The organism is Mesorhizobium sp. B1-1-5 (assembly GCF_006443065.1).
In the GTDB taxonomy this organism is placed as follows: Bacteria; Pseudomonadota; Alphaproteobacteria; order Rhizobiales; family Rhizobiaceae; genus Mesorhizobium.
In genome coordinates this window covers 48,322-64,616 of sequence record NZ_VFWS01000004.1, presented here as the reverse complement: position 1 = coordinate 64,616, position 16,295 = coordinate 48,322, and the positions used below count along the sequence as shown (strand labels likewise).

The following is a 16,295-nucleotide window of genomic DNA, read 5'->3' as shown; positions in this document are numbered from 1 at the left end:
GCTTGGAGACGACAAAGAATGGCGACAAAGGAAAAGGAAGAGGTCGAGACCGAACGCGAAGGCGCCACCGATGGCCCCCTGCTCGACCTTTCCGACGATGCTGTCAAGAAGATGATCAAGGCCGCGAAGAAACGCGGCTATGTCACGCTCGACGAGCTCAACGCGGTGCTGCCCTCGGAAGAGACGGATCCGGACCGCATCGAAGATATCAATGCGATGCTCAGTGACATGGGCATCAACGTCGTCGAGGACGACGAGGTGGGCGAGGAGACCGAAGCCGAGCCGGCCGCCGACGCCGAGGAAGACGCCAACGAGCTCGCCGAGCAGACCGGCACCGCCGTCGCCGCCACGACCACCAAGAAAGAGCCGACCGATCGCACCGACGACCCGGTGCGCATGTACCTGCGCGAGATGGGCTCGGTCGAGCTGCTGTCGCGCGAGGGCGAAATCGCGATCGCCAAGCGCATCGAGGCCGGCCGCGAGACGATGATCGCGGGGCTGTGCGAAAGCCCGCTGACCTTCCAGGCCATCATCATCTGGCGCGACGAGCTCAACGAATCGAAGATCCTGCTGCGCGAGATCATCGACCTCGAGGCGACCTATGCCGGCCCCGAAGCCAAGCAGGCGCCCGTCGTCGAACGCATCGAGGAAGCGCCCAAGCCCGAGGAGAAGCCGCGCGGCCGCTCGGCGGCACGCGAGGAAGAAGACGACATCACCAATGTCGGCGGCGACACGCGCGGGCTGGAGGAAGAGGAAGACGACGAGGACGAGGCGAGCCTGTCGCTGGCCGCGATGGAAGCGGAACTGCGCCCGCAGGTGATGGAGACGCTCGACGTCATCGCCGATACCTACAAGAAGCTGCGCAAGTTGCAGGACCAGCAGGTCGAGAACCGCCTGGCCGCGGCCGGCACGCTGTCGCCCAGCCAGGACCGCCGCCTGAAGGAGCTGAAGGACCAGCTGATCAAGGCAGTGAAGTCGCTGTCACTCAACGCCGCGCGCATCGAGGCGCTGGTCGAGCAGCTCTACGACATCAACAAGCGCCTGGTGCAGAACGAGGGTAAGCTTTTGCGCCTCGCCGAAAGCTATGGCGTGCGCCGCGAGGAGTTCCTGCGGGAGTATCAGGGCTCGGAACTCGATCCGAACTGGACGCGCTCGATCGCCAACCTGACCTCGCGCGGCTGGAAGGAGTTCACCAAGAACGAGAAGGATTCGATCAAGGAGCTGCGCGCCGAGATCCAGAACCTCGCCACCGAAACGGCGATCTCGATCCTGGAATTCCGCAAGATCGTCAACCAGGTGCAGAAGGGCGAGCGCGAGGCCGCGATCGCCAAGAAGGAAATGGTCGAGGCGAATCTTCGCCTGGTCATCTCCATCGCCAAGAAATACACCAACCGCGGCCTGCAGTTCCTGGATCTCATTCAGGAAGGCAATATCGGCCTGATGAAGGCGGTCGACAAGTTCGAGTACCGTCGCGGCTACAAGTTCTCGACCTACGCCACCTGGTGGATCCGGCAGGCCATCACCCGCTCGATCGCCGACCAGGCGCGCACCATCCGCATTCCGGTGCACATGATCGAGACGATCAACAAGATCGTGCGCACCTCGCGCCAGATGCTGCACGAGATCGGCCGCGAGCCGACGCCGGAGGAACTGGCGGAAAAGCTCGCCATGCCGCTGGAAAAAGTGCGCAAGGTGCTGAAGATCGCCAAGGAGCCGATCTCGCTCGAAACGCCTGTCGGCGACGAGGAGGATTCGCATCTCGGCGATTTCATCGAGGACAAGATGGCGATCCTGCCGATCGACGCGGCGATCCAGGCCAACCTGCGCGAGACGACGACACGCGTGCTTGCCTCGCTGACGCCGCGCGAGGAGCGCGTGCTCAGAATGCGTTTCGGCATCGGCATGAACACCGATCATACGCTGGAGGAAGTCGGCCAGCAGTTCTCGGTAACGCGCGAGCGCATCCGCCAGATCGAGGCCAAGGCGCTGCGCAAGCTCAAGCATCCGAGCAGGTCGCGCAAGCTCAGAAGCTTCCTCGACAGCTGAGCGGGAATACAATCACACGAAATCGAAAGGGCGCCTCGGGCGCCCTTTTTGCTTTTACGGCTACCTCTCATGCCGCCTTGCCGGGTTTGCCCGACAGGAGGATAATCGGGCGTCGGATGCATTTATGGGCGACAAGCCGGATGCCCGCCCCGGCGCCGGTCGCAGCGGCCAGGTGTCGCGCTCCGTGGCTCCCGGTGGGAGGTGTGCCATGACAACCTATATCGTGCTTATCAACTGGACTGAGCTCGGCGCCAAGAATGTGCGGGAATCGCCGAAACGGCTCGATGCCGCCAAGAAGCTGCTGGGGGAGATGGGCGGTTCGTTCAAGGCATTCTACCTGACCATGGGCGAATGCGACATGGTCGCCATCGTCGAAGCGCCGGACGATGCAGTGCTCGCCCGCTTCGCGCTGATGTTGTCGTCGGGCGGTAATGTCAAAACGCGGACGATGAAGGCGTTTCCGGAATTCGCCTATCGGGAGATCATCAGTTCGCTCGGGTAAAGCGGCTGACGGGCGCAGCGCGGCTGTTGCGAAGCCGCGCCGCATTCCCGATAGTCGCGCCATGCCCGAGCCGTTGCTGACCGTCTGGTACAACACACGCTGTCCAGTGTGCGACGCCGGCATCAACCGGCAGAAGCGGCGGCTGGTCGAGGCGGTCAAGGTCGGCCGCATCGAATTCCGCGACATCAATTTCGAACCCGAGGCGCTTTCCGCCTTCGGCGCCTCGCTGGAGAATATCCGCCGGCGCCTGCATGCGACCGATGCCGGCGGGCGGCTGCTGGTCGGCGCCGACGTGGCGATCGCGGTCTGGCGGATCACGCCGGGCGAGGGATGGCTGGCGAGCTTGTTCGGCAACGCCATCGCGCTGCCGTTGACGCGCTTTGCCTATGACCGTTTCGCGGACGTGCTCTACGCCTGGAACCGACGCAAGGGCCGTTGGTAAAGCGGTCTGGCCCAGCCGTATGAGGACGTATGCGCGATCTTGGAACGGCGTAAGATACATCTTAAGATATATCTTGACTCAACAAGCGCCGCGTCTTACTTACGATGTATCGTAAGATATAACTCAAGGAGCAATCCATGCACAGACACAACCACTTCGGCGAGCGCATGTTCATGCATATGGCCGGCAAATTTGGTGGCAGAGGGGGCGGCGGCTTCGGCCCGTTCGGCCATGGCGGCAGGGGCGGTGGACGCGGCGGCCCGGGCGACATGTTCCGCGCCGGGCGCATGCTGGCCGATGGCGATCTCAAGCTGATCACGCTGTCGCTGCTGGCCGATGCGCCGCGCCACGGCTACGACGTCATAAAGGCTCTGGAAGAGCGCACCAGCGGCATCTACAGCCCGAGCCCGGGCGTGGTTTATCCGACGCTGACCTTCCTGGAGGAGGCGGGCTACGCGGTATCCTCGAGCGAAGGCAACAAGAAGGTGTTTTCGATCACCGAGGCCGGCAAGGCGCATCTGGACGAGAACCGCGAGATGATCGACAGCGTGCTAGACCATCTCGAGCGTTTCGGCCGCAAGATGGCCGCGGCGCGCGAATGGTTCGGCTGGGGCGACGACAAGGACGAGGGGCGCCGCGGCCGTTCGGAAACGCGTGACCGGTTCCGCTCGCTGCGACACCGGCTGCGCGCCGCGCTCGGCGACATCGCCGACGCGCCGGAGGACAAGCAGGCCGAGGCGATCAGCATCCTGGAAGACGCCGCCGAGGCGATCGAAGCCTTGGCTCGCCGCTAAGACATTCTCGTAGGGAAGCCCAAAAGCCCGGATCGCTCCGGGCTTTTGCATTCAGTCAGCGATCGGCAAGGGCAGGGGATTATTCCTTGCCGACGTATTCGCTGATCAGCTTCTCGTTGCGCGCCTTCTCGATCTTGGCAGTGGTCTCGGCCGCAATCCGCTCGTCGGTGCGGTATTTGACCAGGTTCACCAGGCTGCCGGTGAGCAGCAGCACGCCCATCGCCCAGTAGCCTTTGGTCGAGAGGTCGACCGGCGCCAGCCACAGCGACAGGCCGAGCATGAAATAGGCAGCGCCCACCGATATGGTGTTGAACAGGATATAAGTCTGATTGCCATTCATCGTCGTGTTCCTTGGATTTGATCTGTCACGGGAAATTGCGGGCTCAGTTCAGGGTTTTGAGGCGCGCCAGAACATCCTGGGCGCGCACCTTGGTGGCCGGCCCATGGCCTGCTTCGGCGAGGCGTTCGCGGATCGCCTCGTGGCGCAGCTCGCCGTCGATCTCGTCGAGGATGCCGGCCTCCTCGAACGGGTCGGAGCTGTCCTTGATGCGGGCCAGCAATTCCTCCGCTTCGTTGATGCTTGCGGTGCGGCCGATCGAGCGGTTGAGGCGCGACTGCGCCTTGCGTTCGGCATCGATCGCCCGGGCTGAGATCATGCCTTGGTTGAGATCGATGATGCGGCGATGCGCCTGTTCCACGGACAGACGCATCCGCAAGGTCTTCTCGCTCAGGCTCTTGACTGTGGCGCGGCGGACCTCGCGCTCGTTCTCGAGTTCGGCGATTGCGGAGGCGCCGCCTTCGGCAAGCGCCTGATTGTTGGCGGAAAGCGCGCTGAGCGTGCGGGTTTCCAGATCGGCGATGCGGCGGTCGAGCTGGTCGAGGCTGGTCTGCTCGGCGCGCTGGCGCACGATCAGCGAGGCGAGCGTCTGCTTGGCGGCGGCAAGGCCCGCCTCCGCGTCGCGGATGCGCTGGGCCAGAAGGTCGATCGCAAAACGATCCTTCAGATTGTCCTCGGCCCGTGCGCTGGCGCCGTCCAGCAATGTCTTGATCAGGCTAAGCATGGTCTTCTTCTCCCTGTTTTCGTGAACGTTGTTCACAAGCTCAACATAACAGGAAATGAACATTGTTCAAGAGCTATTTTGAACGCTGTTCATGAGGCGCCGGACATGGTAAACGCAAGCAACGGAATGAATCGCGGGCTTGCCGACTACGGACGTAAGGACAAGAAAGCATGGCGCTGGACAAGGAAGAGATGAGCGAGAAGGTGCTCGCCATTGCCGAGGTGCTGCTCAACGAGGGCGGCGCCGACAATCTGAAGGCACGCACCATCGCCGAGCAGGCCGGCATCTCGGTCGGATCCGTCTATAACCTCTTTGCCGATCTCGACGAGGTGCACCGCGCCGTCAACATGCGGCTGCTCGACCGGCTCGGCGCGACAGGCTTGGCGGCCATGGCCGATCTCGAAAGGCAAGGGGTGACCGATGTCCGGCATCGCATCCTGGCGATGGCGGCGGCCTATGTGCGCTTCGTCGAGGCGCATCCCGGCAGCTGGCCGGCGGTGCTTGCCTTCAACCGCCGCCGCGCGACGCGACCGGGCCCCGATGCCTATGACGCGCTGCTCGACGCGCTCTTCGACATCGTTGCCGGCGTGCTCAAGGCCGGCGATTTCGGCCTCGACGACGACCGCCGCGCGCTTGCGGCGCGGACCTTGTGGTCGAGCGTGCACGGCATCGTGACCAGCGGCTATGTGGCGAATTCGAACAGCAGGCAGGCCGAGGAGATCTCGCGTCAGGTCGAGCTTCTGGTCGGCGTTTTCGTCAAGGGGCTGGAACACGGCGGCGCATTCGCGCATGCTGACGCAAAGCCTGCGTAACAGGGGCGCCGCGAATCCTTGGTGCCCGCGTGAATGGGAGTTTTGAAAATGTCTTTTCTGAAAAAGCTGTTTGGCGGCGGCGGTGGCGAGGCAACGGAGGCCGGCACCGCCAAGCCGGCCAAGCAGGTCGAGCACAAGGGGTTCCTGATCAGCGCGACGCCCTACAAGGCCGAGGGCCAGTACCAGACCTGCGGCGTCGTCTCGAAGGAAGTGGACGGCGTGATGAAGGAGCACCGCTTCATCCGCGCCGACCGCTTCGCCGGATTGGACGACGCCGTCGACATCTCGATCAAGAAGGGCATCCAGTTGGTCGACGAGCAAGGCGAGCGGATGTTCGGCTAATTAGAGCCGCGGATCGATCGGCTCGCTCTCGAGCGCCAATACAGCGAAGACACATTCGTGGACTCGCCGCAACGGCTGTCTCGCGACAAACCGCTTCAACGCCTCGTGACCGAGCGCGAACTCACTGAGCGCCAGGTTCCGTTTGCCGCCCAGATGCCGTTCCCGCAGCCGGACAAGGTTATCCGGGGCGTCATATTCGGGGCCGTAGATCATGCGCAGATATTCTTGGCCGCGCACCTTGAGCGCCGGCTGGATGAGGCCCTTCTTGCCGCGGCTAATGAAATCCCGCGGCTTGACCACCATGCCTTCGCCGCCTGAAGCGATCAGCATCTCCCACCAGGCGACGGCCTCCGTGCAGGCGCCGGCATCGGCCAGATCGACGCTGCGCCATCTGGTGTGCACGACGACGCCTTCCGCGGCGAGGCGATCGGCCAGCGACATATGCCAGATGTGGTCATGGTCGAACCAGACGCGGCCCTCGCTGGCCAGCAGATGGAAAGGTGCCGCCCTGAGATCATCGACGCTCGAAACCGGCCAGACATAGGGCGACCAGGCGCCGGCGTATTTGCCCGCGCGCATGGCCCGATCGGCGAACCGTGCGCTCAGATCCATCACGTCGACGCCTCGCGCCTTCGCTCTCTCCAAGGCATCGCGACAGAGCCGCAGACCGGCCGCGGACGACGCCGCCACTGGTTCGTACTGACTTTCGATGAGGCTGCGTGCCTTGGCCGACCAGGGCATGATTTCGGAGTCGAGCAGCAGCCAGTCGGTTTTTAGTTCCTCCCAGAGGCCAGCGGCATCGACGCTTGCGCGAAGCCGAGCGAGCAGGCCTTCCGTCATGGCGTTGTCGCCGAAGAAGGAACGCCCTGTCCGGGTCCATATTGCGCCGGTCTCGCCGCCCGAAACGCCGAAGCGGCTCAGCGCCGCCTGCGCGGTCCGGCACAGTGCGACGATCGCCCGCGAACCCATGTGCTTTTGTTCGCACACGACCTCGGCTATGCCGCGCTCGCGAAAATAGGCAAAAGCCTCTTCCGGGCGTTCAAGCCAGTCGGGGTGACCGCTAGTCTCGGACGGCGACATCGTCGGCGGCAGGTACACCAGCCACTGGGGCGCTATGGCGAAACGGCTCATGGCCTCTAGGGCGGCCGCCGCATTTTCCTCGGCCACGACGATCCGGCCTTTCAGCTCGGTCTCGATCCAGCGGCGGCCGGAAACATCTTCGATATCGAGCACACCATCGGCATCGGCCTGTGCCGATTTCTCCATATTCGATGCGCCAAGCGGGCGTATGGGTTCCGACCATGTTCGGATTGCCGGCACCTCAACCAGCTCGCGTTCCGGCCAGCGCACGGCCGTTAACTTACCGCCGAACACACAGCCGGTATCGATGCACAGGGTGTTGTTGACCCATTCGGCCATCAGCATCGGTGTATGGCCATAGATTACTGCCGTCTTGCCGCGATAGGCGGCTGCCCAGTCGGCCCGCACCGGCAGGCCGAATTCGTCGATCTCGCCGGTCGTCTCCCCATAGAGTGCGAATTCGCGCACGGCGCCCGAGCCTCGCCCGATCATCTCTTCCTTGAGCCCGGCATGGGCAACGGCCAGGCGTCCGCCGTCCAGCCAGACATGGCTGCGCAGGTCGTCGAGAAAGGCCGGCAGCGCTTCGCGCAGCCCGCGATCCTGCGTGTCCAACTGGTCGATGGTCTGTTGAAGGCCGTGGGCGACCGTGACCTTGCGGCCCTCCAGCCAGCGGCTGAGCTTGCGTTCGTGATTGCCTTGAACGCAGTAAGCGGTTCCGGCCGCCACCATGCTCATGGCGACGCGCAGCACATCGGGCGTGTTGGGACCGCGGTCGACGAGATCGCCGACAAAGACAAGCTTGCGGCCATTTGGGGGAGTGACGGCCACGGTTCGCTCGCCGCGATCCTGCGACCAGACGACCTCATACCCGAGTTTGCCGAGCAAGGCCTGGAGCTCGTCGGCGCAGCCATGCACGTCGCCGATGATGTCGAAGGGGCCGGTATCGTGACGCTTGTCGGTCCAAAGCGGCTGGCGCGAGATTTTGGCGGCCTCAATGCTGGCTTCGCTGGTGAGCTTCCAGACCTGGCGAAAGCCTTCCCGCTGCAATCCGCCCAGACCCTTGCGAATCTCCATTGTCATGCGCTGAGCCACCCCAGCGCCAAAGGAGCGGTCCGGTCGGCTTGCATTGCGCGCCAGGCAGATGTCGACACCGGGGTCGAGGACGATGGCGACCGGCAAGGCGTGCCATTTGCGGGCCAGTTCGATCCATGCCTTCCGATCCGCTGGCCTCACATTGGTAGCGTCCACCACAGCCAGCTTGCGATGCTTTAGCCGTTTGCCGATGATGTCGCGCATCAGCTCGAAGGCGTCGGCCGAAACATCCTGATTGGTTTCGTCATCGGAGACGAGTCCACGGCATCGGTCAGACGAGATGATCTCGGTCGGCAGGAAATGCCTGGCGGCGAAAGTCGACTTACCGGACCCGGTCGAGCCGATCAGCACGACCAGTGCGAAATCCGGAATTTCCAGATTGGTCTTGTCGACTTCCCTCATCGCGTGAACACCGCCATCTGTGTAGGCGCGCCCAGGTTGGCATCCTCAACCCCTATGCCACTGATTTCAGCGGCGTAGCCGTATGTCTCGCCTATTCTAGCTGTCCAGGTTTTGAACTCGGTGCGGCTCCACTCGAAGCGATGATCCGGATGACGGAAAGTGCCCGGGGGCAGACTGCTGAAAAGCGCGTTGTAATCCGCATTGGGCGTGGTCACGATAACGGTCTTTGGAGCGGTTTCGCCAAAGACAATCCGCTCGACTAAAGGCAGCCTGTCTTGGTCGAGATGTTCGACGACCTCGACCAAGACAGCGACGTCTGCTTCGGCCCAGCGACTGTCCCGGTAAGTCAACGAACCATGCAGCAGCGTGACGCGCCCTTCCGGCGGGCCGCCCGCTTCATTCAGTCTCAGCCGCCTTGCCGCCCATTCGAGCTCGCGGACCGCGGGGTCCAAGCCGAACAGTTTTTGGACCCATCGCTCGCGCATCAGTCGGTCGAGCAGCTTACCTTCACCGCAGCCCAGATCCGCGACAACTTTCCCGCCACTCGCGCGGATGGCTTCGACGACCGCATCCAGGCGCCGGTCGTGCAGCCGGATGGGCGCCTCGAGCGTTTCCTCGGGCGAGCTGCGGGTTTCAACTGGCGTCTCCGCTGCCGCGGTTTCAGGCACCAGTCGCGCCAGGGCCGCGCGGGCCAAAACCGATCGGTTGCGCAAATAGCGGCGCGCGATCAGCTCCTTGGCGGGGTGGTGCTCCAGCCATCCCGCACCCTTGGACAGCAGCTTGTCGACCTCGTCTTCGCCGACCCAGTAATGTTTGGCGTCGTCCATCACCGGGATTAGGACGTAGAGGTGGTTGAGCAGATTGCTCAGCCGGCCGAGGCCGGACAATTTCAGATGGCCGTAACGGAGCCCTCCCGAACTGGCACCGATGGCTTCGATTGGGGTCAGCTCGACGGTCCAGCCCAGCGGTTCGAACAGCTGCCGCACTATCGCCTCGCCGCCGCGCATCGGCAAGGGCGCCACGACAGCCTCCAGCGGCAGGTCGCTTTCGGCGAGTTGCGGGCGTTCCTTGGAGATGCCGCTCATTGCCGTCCGGAACATCTTGTTGAGCGCCACGGACAGAAAGGAAGACGCCGCGTAAGGCCTGTCGTTCACATATTGATCCAGCAATCCGTCCGCCCGACCCTTGCCCCTCACCAATCCAACGGGGTCGACGTCGAGCAGAAGTGCGGCCTCGCACCGCGCCTCGCTGGCCTCGGGATAGAACAACCATGCCTTGCCGAAAGAGAGATCGGTCTCATGCAGGCGCTCGGGGTGCTTGTGCAGCAGGAAGCCGAGATCGGTAGCCGGATGATGGGTAGTGGCGATTGAAAGGAACATTGGCGAGCGATAACGCAGCCCGATTGAATAACCAATGGTGCCACCAAGTTATTTCCACTTCCTTCCGGGAAGTGCAAAGAAACCGCTTGGTACCTGTGAGCGGCAGTATTTCCAAACAAAAAGCCAGGCGGCGAAACTATGGAATTTGGATTAGCGGTCAGAAAGCGACCTTGTCGCCGCCCTTGAGCTGGAGGATCTGCCGCGCTTCGTCGGGCGTGGCGATCGAGGCGCCGAGGCCTTCGATGATCTGGCGCACCTTGGTCACCTGTTCGGCGCTGGAGCGGGCGAGCTTGCCCTTGCCGATCCATAGCGAATCCTCCAGGCCGACCCGCACATTGCCGCCCAGCGCAATCGCCTGCGTAGCGATCGGTAGTTGGTGGCGGCCGGCGCCCAGCACCGACCAGTGATAGTCGTTGCCGAACAGGCGGTCGGCCGTGCGCTTCATATGGGCGACGTCTTCCGGGTGGGTGCCGATGCCGCCCAGGATGCCGAACACGCTCTGGACGAAGAACGGCGCCTTGACCAGGCCGCGCTCGACGAAATGCGCCAGCGTGTAGAGGTGGCCGATGTCGTAGCACTCGATCTCGAAGCGCGTGCCGTTGTCAGCGCAGGTGCGCAAGATGTGCTCGATGTCGCCGAAGGTGTTGCGGAAGATGCGGTCGCGCGAGGATTCCAGATAGGGCCGCTCCCAGTCATGCTCGAATGTCTTGAAGCGCTCCAGCATCGGGAACAGCGCGAAATTCATCGAGCCCATGTTGAGCGACGCGACTTCCGGCGCGAACACCTTGGCCGGCCTGACGCGCTCCTCCACGCTCATCGTCGCCGCACCCCCGGTGGTGATGTTGACGACGCAGTTGGAGCGCTGCTTGATGATCTGCAGGAACGGGGCGAACGCCTCGGTCGACTGGTCTGGGCGTCCGTCGACCGGATTGCGGGCGTGGAGGTGGACGATCGCCGCGCCTGCCTCGGCCGCCTGGATGGCCGCGGTCGCGATCTCTTGCGCCGTCACCGGCAAATGCGGCGACATTGACGGCATGTGGATCGAGCCTGTGACCGCGCAGGTGATGATGATCTTGTTCTGGTTCGCCACTTTTGATGCCCTGACTTCGTTGTTGGATTGCGCCTAATTGACCCCGCCTTGCGTGATGCCGGAAATGAACCGCTTCGACAGGACGAGGTAGAGCAGGGTAATCGGCAGCGCCGCCAGTGTCAGCCCGGTGAACAGCACCCCAAGTCGGTGGTGAATTCGTCGACGAACACGGTCAGCCCTTAAGGCAGTGTCTTCAAATTGTCGGAGGTAATCAGGACCAGGGGGAAGAAAAAGTCGTTCCAGCTGTTTGCGCAGGCGGCGGTCGGATCGCTGTCGGCAGAGCAGGATATCGGATCGCGCTCGGCGCCGCGAGGCTGATCCTGCGCGAGCACCGCCATCCGGCCGTGGTGCTGCCGCCGCTGCAGCGGGGCGAAAATGCAAAAAGAGGCGGGCGCTGATCGGCGCCCGCCTTCTTGGTTTCCAGATATTATCAGGCCGCGACTGCAGCCCGATCCGCATTGGCAGCAGCGATCGCGTCGACCTTGGCGGTGGCTTTGGCAAGCGCCGCCGCGACGGCGTCGGCGCCCATGCCGACGCCTTCGACGCGGATGACTTCGACGTCGGTCATGCCGAGGAAGCCGAGCACGCTGCGCAGATAGGGAACCGCATGATCCATCTGCACCGCGGCGCCTTCGGAATAGATGCCGCCGGAAGCGAGCACGATATAGACCTTCTTGCCGTTGACGAGGCCCTTCGGGCCGCCTTCGCCATAGGCAAAGGTCTTGCCGGAGCGGGCGACGTGGTCGACCCAGGACTTCAACGTCGAGGAGATGTTGAAGTTGATGAAGCCTGTCGCGAGGATCACGGTGTCGGCAGCGAAAAGCTCGTCGAGCACGGCGTCGGAAACGCCGACGACCTCGGCCTGGCGCGGCGTGCGCGCTTCGGCCGGCGTGTAGATGCCGGTAGCGTAATCAGGGTCGATATGCGGCAGCGGATTGGTGACCAGATCGCGCACGACAAGCGTGTTGGCCGGATCGGCGGCAGCGAGCTTCCGGGCAAGATCGGTGGCGACGCGGGTCGAGTGCGAAGCGTCGCCGCGCGGGCTGGAGGTGACGAGAAGAGTAGACATGGCGGTGTCCCCTTGGGGTTGGATTGAACTTCCCGGCCAATATGGGATTGCCGCCATATCAGGATAACTGGTATAATATGCATACAATCAATCTATAAAATGGATGGGATGCGCATGCAGCCGAACCCAACATTGGATCAGCTCCAAATCCTGGTAGCGGTGGCCGATACCGGCAGCTTCTCGGCCGCGGGACGCAAGCTCAACCGGGCGCAGTCGGTGGTGAGCTACGGCGTCGCCAATCTCGAAGCACAGCTCGGCCTGAAACTGTTCGAACGCGAAGGCGTGCGCGAGCCGCAACTGACCGATGTCGGCAAGGCGATGCTCGAGGATGCGCGGCGCATGATCGGCGTGCTGCATCGCATCCGCTCGCGCGCCGACGGCTACCGGCAAGGGCTGGAGGCGGAAGTGACGGTGTCGGTCGACGTGGCGCTGCCTTCACCGGCACTGGTGCGCGTGCTCAAGGCCTTCGAGGCCCAGTTCCCGGCGGTGATGCTGAGGCTTTATATCGGCTCGCTCGGCCTGATCGTCGACCAAGTCCTCAACGGCCAGTCGGATCTCGGCTTCGGCGGCCTGCACGGCGATGCCGACGTCAATCTGCTGCGCATAGGCTTCACTTCGATGGTGCCTGCGGCGGCCCCCGATCACCCATTGGCCAAACTACCGAAGCCGGTTGCCGTCGAGGATCTGCGCGAGCATATCCAGCTCGTCGTCTCCGACCAGTCGGAGCGGACGCGCGGGCGCGACTACGGCGTGTTTGCCTATCGGACCTGGCGATTGACGGACGTGCGCACCAAGCATGCCTTGATGCGCGAAGGTCTCGGCTGGGGCGGCCTGCCGCGCTGGTTGATTGCCGACGACCTGGCCAGCGGCCGACTGGTCGAGCTCGAACTGGAGCCCTATCGCGAGGTGCGCTCGCCGCTTTATGCCATGCACCGCACCGACCGCAGCCCCAAGCCGGCGGCATCCTGGCTGATCGACGAGTTCAAGCGGCAACTCGGCTGCTTCAACGAGATGGAGCCGGGCGTTTGGACGGAGGAGGAGCCGGAGACAAGCCGTCCATGAGTGCGATCATCACCGCGCGGTAATCCTCGCCGGACGCGCCGGCCTCGATGGCTAAAGCGGCCCGATCGAAGGCGGCCGCCAGCAAAGCGGTCAGCGCCTCGACCGGCAATCTGGTCATTGCCTGCGCGCGCATCGCAGCGACCAAACCTTCGCGCAACGAGCGGTTGCCGTGGCGGCTGTCGATCTCGTCCATGGCGGCGCGCCCGAGCACGGCCGGCCCGTCAAGCAGCAGAAGCCGCGTGCGGCCGGGCGCTCGCATTGCCTCGAGATAGGCGTCCGAGCCGGCGATCAGCGCGTCACGCGCGGATAACGACGACGGCGAGGCATGGTCGATCTCGGCCGCCACGGCCGCGGCTTCCTGTTCGACGACTGCCGCGAACAGCGCCTGCTTGTCGGCGAAGTGATGGTAGAGCGCGCCGCGCGTCATGCCGGCCTCGGCGACGATCTCCGGCGTGCCGGTCTCGGCATAGGATTTTTCCGTGAACAGCTTTCGCGCCGCACGGATCAGATCGGCGCGCGTCGCCTCGGTGCGGTCGCGGTTGGAACGGCGTCCGGACTCTTGTTGCATACATGCAGCCTGTATGTTATTTGCATTTACATACAGACTGTATGTTGGATGAGAGGAGAAGGAAAGATGAAGACGACAAGCTATTATCCCGTGCTGATGACGGATGATGTCGCAGGCACTGCGGATTTTTATGTCGAGCATTTCCGCTTCGAGCCGCTGTTTGCGAGCGACTGGTATGTGCATCTGCGCTCCAGCGAGTACAAGCGCGTCAATCTTGGCATCGTCCAGGGCGACCATGAGACGATCCCGCAAGAAGGGCGGGGGCGCACGTCGGGCCTGCTGATCAATTTCGAGGTCCGCGATCCCGATGCCGTCTATGAGCGGGTCGTCGCCGCAGGATTGCCGATCCTGCGCACGCTACGCGACGAGCCCTTCGGCCAGCGCCATTTCATCACCAGGGACCCCAACGGCGTGCTGATCGACGTCATCAAGCCGATCCCGCCGAGCGAGGAATTCCTGGCGCAATATGCCGAGGGCGTGACCGGGGGATAGGCCGGCGCGGCGATCTTAGCTCGTCCGCGCCACCGGCGTCACCATAACCTGGGAAACGCCGGTGCGGCGAACGACCGTGCAGAGCGTCTCGCGGCCGATGCGCTCGGCATCGAGCATGCGCACGAGGTCGTCGACGCCGGTGACCGGCCGGCCGTCTATTGCAGCGACGATGTCGCCTTCCTTCAGGCCGGCCTTGGCGGCGGGACCGTTCTTCTCGACGCTGCGCAGGCGCACCGCCGTGTTCGTGGTCACCTGCGACAGAAGTGCCGCACGGCGCGGCAGGTTGGTCGTGTCGGCGGAAACGCCGATGAAGGCGCGGCGCACGCGGCCGAAGCGGATGATTTCAGAGATGACGAAATTGGCGGTATTGGACGCGACCGCGAAGGCGATGCCCTGCGCGCCATGGATCATGGCGGTGTTGACGCCGATCACCTCGCCCGCCGACGAAACCAGCGGTCCGCCGGAATTGCCGGGATTGAGCGCGGCATCGGTCTGGATGACGTCGTCGATCAACCGGCCGGTCGAGGCGCGCATCGAGCGGCCGAGCGCCGAGACGACGCCGGCGGTGACGGTCCATTCGAAACCGAGCGGATTGCCGATCGCAATCGCGATCTGGCCGCGGCGAAGGCGCTTGGAATCGCCGAGCGGCGCAATGTCGGCGAAGCTGCCGTCGGCGCGCACAAGCGCGATGTCGGTGTCGGGATCGCGGCCAAGCACGTGGCCTTCGCGCGAGGCGCCGTCCGGCATGGTGACGCGCACGGCGCGCGCGTCGCCGACGACATGGAAGTTGGTGACAACCAGCCCGTCCTGCGCGATGACGAAGCCGGAGCCGTGGCCGCCGGCGCCGATGCGCTCGATGCGGCACACGGCCGGTCCAATGCGGTCGACGGCGTCGGCGACCGTCGCCGAATAGGCGTCGAGCAGACTGTCGTCAGACGGAAGTTTTTCGGCTGCGAAAGCCATCGGCGTGTTCCCTCGTGGAATGATGTTTTCCTTGGCGCGTGTCGTTGCCCCAAGAACCGCGCAGCACTTTTGGGCGACACGCACTATATGTGCGGAGCAGCCGCAATTGCCGCGACCTGACCAGATGGCCAGTCCGGCCGGCGACTAGCCGTCAGGCGAGTACCCGCGGCGCTGTTGCCGAGCGATATCTGGGTCACGAACCCAGGAGACAGTCTTATGAGCGACTTCAACCTCAGTGCCTTTTCCGACGCGATCGCCGATATCGCGGCTTCCGCCGCCCCCGCGCTGGCGAGTTTCGTCACGCACCATCACCGCACCGCGAGCGCCTTCCATTGGCGCGACGGCTATTTCGTCACCGCCGAGGAAGCGGTCGAAGCCGGCGAGGAGACCGAATTGACGCTGGCTTCCGGCGAAACTGTCAAGGCCGAGCTCGTCGGACGCGATCCTTCGACGGGCGTTGCCCTGTTGAGGCCTGCTTCCGGGGCCGCCGGGTTGCCGCAACTGGCTCAGGCCAGCGCCGTGCGGCCCGGCCACATCGCGATTGCGGCCGGCAACAGCGACGGCGCCGCGCTTGCGGTGCTCGGCACGGTCGGCGAGGTCGGGCCGGCCTGGCGCTCGATGCGCGGCGGCACGATCGACCGGCGCATCAATCTTGCCATCAACACCGGCGGGCGCTTCGAGGGCGGGCCGGTGCTCGACGCCAAGGGCGGCGTGATCGGCATGCTCTTGTTCGGGCCGCGCCGGCGGACGCTGGTGATGCCCTACGAGACGATCGAGCGCGCGGTGGCGACGCTGCGCGAGAAGGGCCATGTCGCGCGCGGCTATCTCGGCGCCGGGCTGCATCCGATCCGCAATGGCGACACGAAAGGCGCCATGGTGATGAGCCTCGACGATAACGGCCCTGCCAAGGCCGCCGGCCTGCATGTCGGCGACATCGTCGTCGCCTGGAACGGCGAGGCGGTGCATGGTCCGCGCGAGCTTATCCGCAAGCTCGGGCCGGACAGCGCCGGCACCACCGTCACGCTCGGTGTTTCAAGCGGCGGCGCTGAGCGCGACGTCTCGATCACCATCGGCGAGAAGCCGCTGAGCTGAGAGGGTC

At 64.2% G+C, this 16,295-nt stretch carries 17 protein-coding genes; 9 read left to right on the top strand and 8 right to left on the bottom strand.

Annotated elements, in window-relative coordinates:
* Positions 1-18 precede the first annotated feature (18 nt).
* The 4 genes from rpoD to FJ980_RS02840 all read left to right on the top strand — a co-directional run bounded on the left by rpoD (position 19) and on the right by FJ980_RS02840 (position 3,784).
* Positions 19-2,046 (top strand): RNA polymerase sigma factor RpoD, encoded by a 2,028-nt coding sequence (gene rpoD / locus FJ980_RS02855; protein ID WP_140541435.1) that lies wholly within the window; start codon positions 19-21, stop codon positions 2,044-2,046.
* A gap of 208 nt (positions 2,047-2,254) precedes the next feature.
* Entirely contained in the window at positions 2,255-2,548 is a 294-nt protein-coding gene (locus tag FJ980_RS02850) for a GYD domain-containing protein (RefSeq protein WP_095766734.1), read from the top strand.
* Positions 2,549-2,609: 61 nt separating this feature from the next.
* Positions 2,610-2,990, top strand: coding sequence for a DCC1-like thiol-disulfide oxidoreductase family protein (locus tag FJ980_RS02845; RefSeq protein ID WP_181181083.1), 381 nt, complete (start codon positions 2,610-2,612; stop codon positions 2,988-2,990).
* Positions 2,991-3,127: 137 nt separating this feature from the next.
* Positions 3,128-3,784: a PadR family transcriptional regulator gene (locus FJ980_RS02840; RefSeq protein WP_140541434.1), complete on the top strand. Its 657-nt coding sequence runs from the start codon at positions 3,128-3,130 to the stop codon at positions 3,782-3,784.
* Positions 3,785-3,863: 79 nt separating this feature from the next.
* Here the strand turns inward: FJ980_RS02840 and FJ980_RS02835 are convergent, their stop codons facing one another.
* Together FJ980_RS02835 and FJ980_RS02830 are read right to left on the bottom strand one after the other, a co-directional pair.
* Positions 3,864-4,124 carry a YiaA/YiaB family inner membrane protein gene (locus FJ980_RS02835; RefSeq protein ID WP_095766630.1) on the bottom strand — a complete coding sequence of 87 codons (261 nt, stop codon included), beginning with the start codon at positions 4,122-4,124 and terminating at the stop codon, positions 3,864-3,866.
* Positions 4,125-4,167: 43 nt separating this feature from the next.
* Positions 4,168-4,845, bottom strand: a complete 678-nt coding sequence (locus FJ980_RS02830; RefSeq protein WP_140541433.1) for a PspA/IM30 family protein — start codon at positions 4,843-4,845, stop codon at positions 4,168-4,170.
* Positions 4,846-5,015: 170 nt separating this feature from the next.
* Here FJ980_RS02830 and FJ980_RS02825 point away from each other — a divergent pair, with 170 nt between their 5' ends.
* Both FJ980_RS02825 and FJ980_RS02820 read left to right on the top strand, forming a co-directional pair.
* Positions 5,016-5,657 (top strand): TetR/AcrR family transcriptional regulator, encoded by a 642-nt coding sequence (locus FJ980_RS02825; RefSeq protein WP_140541432.1) that lies wholly within the window; start codon positions 5,016-5,018, stop codon positions 5,655-5,657.
* Between the two features lie 48 nt (positions 5,658-5,705).
* Complete coding sequence (locus FJ980_RS02820; protein WP_140541431.1) at positions 5,706-5,999, top strand: HlyU family transcriptional regulator; 294 nt, start codon at positions 5,706-5,708, stop codon at positions 5,997-5,999.
* On the opposite strand, the gene FJ980_RS02815 is transcribed toward FJ980_RS02820, so the two are convergent.
* From FJ980_RS02815 to FJ980_RS02795, 4 genes are all read right to left on the bottom strand, one after another.
* Positions 6,000-8,573 (bottom strand): polynucleotide kinase-phosphatase, encoded by a 2,574-nt coding sequence (locus FJ980_RS02815; protein WP_140541430.1) that lies wholly within the window; start codon positions 8,571-8,573, stop codon positions 6,000-6,002.
* Positions 8,570-9,952: a 3' terminal RNA ribose 2'-O-methyltransferase Hen1 gene (locus tag FJ980_RS02810; RefSeq protein WP_140541429.1), complete on the bottom strand. Its 1,383-nt coding sequence runs from the start codon at positions 9,950-9,952 to the stop codon at positions 8,570-8,572. Before FJ980_RS02810 ends, FJ980_RS02815 begins: the two co-directional genes overlap by 4 nt.
* Positions 9,953-10,109: 157 nt before the next feature.
* A complete protein-coding gene (locus FJ980_RS02805; RefSeq protein WP_140541428.1) occupies positions 10,110-11,042 on the bottom strand; it encodes a 3-keto-5-aminohexanoate cleavage protein in 933 nt (310 codons plus the stop codon).
* Positions 11,043-11,472: 430 nt separating this feature from the next.
* The gene (locus FJ980_RS02795; protein WP_140541427.1) at positions 11,473-12,111 is read right to left on the bottom strand and encodes an FMN-dependent NADH-azoreductase; all 639 of its coding nucleotides are present in this window, start codon (positions 12,109-12,111) and stop codon (positions 11,473-11,475) included.
* A 114-nt stretch (positions 12,112-12,225) separates the two neighbouring features.
* Here FJ980_RS02795 and FJ980_RS02790 point away from each other — a divergent pair, with 114 nt between their 5' ends.
* The gene (locus FJ980_RS02790) at positions 12,226-13,173 is read left to right on the top strand and encodes a LysR family transcriptional regulator (RefSeq protein ID WP_140541426.1); all 948 of its coding nucleotides are present in this window, start codon (positions 12,226-12,228) and stop codon (positions 13,171-13,173) included.
* On the opposite strand, the gene FJ980_RS02785 is transcribed toward FJ980_RS02790, so the two are convergent.
* Positions 13,115-13,741, bottom strand: coding sequence for a TetR/AcrR family transcriptional regulator (locus FJ980_RS02785; protein ID WP_140541425.1), 627 nt, complete (start codon positions 13,739-13,741; stop codon positions 13,115-13,117). The two genes, FJ980_RS02790 and FJ980_RS02785, sit on opposite strands and share 59 nt — an antisense overlap.
* A 66-nt stretch (positions 13,742-13,807) precedes the next feature.
* On the opposite strand from FJ980_RS02785, the gene FJ980_RS02780 reads away from it, so the two are divergent.
* Complete coding sequence (locus FJ980_RS02780) at positions 13,808-14,233, top strand: VOC family protein (protein WP_140541424.1); 426 nt, start codon at positions 13,808-13,810, stop codon at positions 14,231-14,233.
* 15 nt (positions 14,234-14,248) lie between these two features.
* On the opposite strand, the gene FJ980_RS02775 is transcribed toward FJ980_RS02780, so the two are convergent.
* A complete protein-coding gene (locus FJ980_RS02775; protein ID WP_140541423.1) occupies positions 14,249-15,196 on the bottom strand; it encodes a trypsin-like peptidase domain-containing protein in 948 nt (315 codons plus the stop codon).
* A gap of 216 nt (positions 15,197-15,412) precedes the next feature.
* Here FJ980_RS02775 and FJ980_RS02770 point away from each other — a divergent pair, with 216 nt between their 5' ends.
* Positions 15,413-16,288: a S1C family serine protease gene (locus FJ980_RS02770; RefSeq protein WP_140541422.1), complete on the top strand. Its 876-nt coding sequence runs from the start codon at positions 15,413-15,415 to the stop codon at positions 16,286-16,288.
* The last annotated feature ends 7 nt before the right edge of the window (positions 16,289-16,295 follow it).

Bases quoted from the DNA above. Each gene is read 5' to 3' on its own strand.
- FJ980_RS02785 (WP_140541425.1), bottom strand. From the start codon at position 13,741: ATGCAACAAGAGTCCGGACGCCGTTCCAACCGCGACCGCACCGAGGCG.
- FJ980_RS02815 (WP_140541430.1), bottom strand. From the start codon at position 8,573: ATGAGGGAAGTCGACAAGACCAATCTGGAAATTCCGGATTTCGCACTG.
- FJ980_RS02840 (WP_140541434.1), top strand. From the start codon at position 3,128: ATGCACAGACACAACCACTTCGGCGAGCGCATGTTCATGCATATGGCC.
- FJ980_RS02790 (WP_140541426.1), top strand. From the start codon at position 12,226: ATGCAGCCGAACCCAACATTGGATCAGCTCCAAATCCTGGTAGCGGTG.
- FJ980_RS02835 (WP_095766630.1), bottom strand. From the start codon at position 4,124: ATGAATGGCAATCAGACTTATATCCTGTTCAACACCATATCGGTGGGC.
- FJ980_RS02850 (WP_095766734.1), top strand. From the start codon at position 2,255: ATGACAACCTATATCGTGCTTATCAACTGGACTGAGCTCGGCGCCAAG.
- FJ980_RS02770 (WP_140541422.1), top strand. From the start codon at position 15,413: ATGAGCGACTTCAACCTCAGTGCCTTTTCCGACGCGATCGCCGATATC.
- FJ980_RS02820 (WP_140541431.1), top strand. From the start codon at position 5,706: ATGTCTTTTCTGAAAAAGCTGTTTGGCGGCGGCGGTGGCGAGGCAACG.
- FJ980_RS02830 (WP_140541433.1), bottom strand. From the start codon at position 4,845: ATGCTTAGCCTGATCAAGACATTGCTGGACGGCGCCAGCGCACGGGCC.
- FJ980_RS02795 (WP_140541427.1), bottom strand. From the start codon at position 12,111: ATGTCTACTCTTCTCGTCACCTCCAGCCCGCGCGGCGACGCTTCGCAC.
- FJ980_RS02825 (WP_140541432.1), top strand. From the start codon at position 5,016: ATGGCGCTGGACAAGGAAGAGATGAGCGAGAAGGTGCTCGCCATTGCC.
- rpoD (WP_140541435.1), top strand. From the start codon at position 19: ATGGCGACAAAGGAAAAGGAAGAGGTCGAGACCGAACGCGAAGGCGCC.
- FJ980_RS02810 (WP_140541429.1), bottom strand. From the start codon at position 9,952: ATGTTCCTTTCAATCGCCACTACCCATCATCCGGCTACCGATCTCGGC.
- FJ980_RS02780 (WP_140541424.1), top strand. From the start codon at position 13,808: ATGAAGACGACAAGCTATTATCCCGTGCTGATGACGGATGATGTCGCA.
- FJ980_RS02775 (WP_140541423.1), bottom strand. From the start codon at position 15,196: ATGGCTTTCGCAGCCGAAAAACTTCCGTCTGACGACAGTCTGCTCGAC.
- FJ980_RS02845 (WP_181181083.1), top strand. From the start codon at position 2,610: ATGCCCGAGCCGTTGCTGACCGTCTGGTACAACACACGCTGTCCAGTG.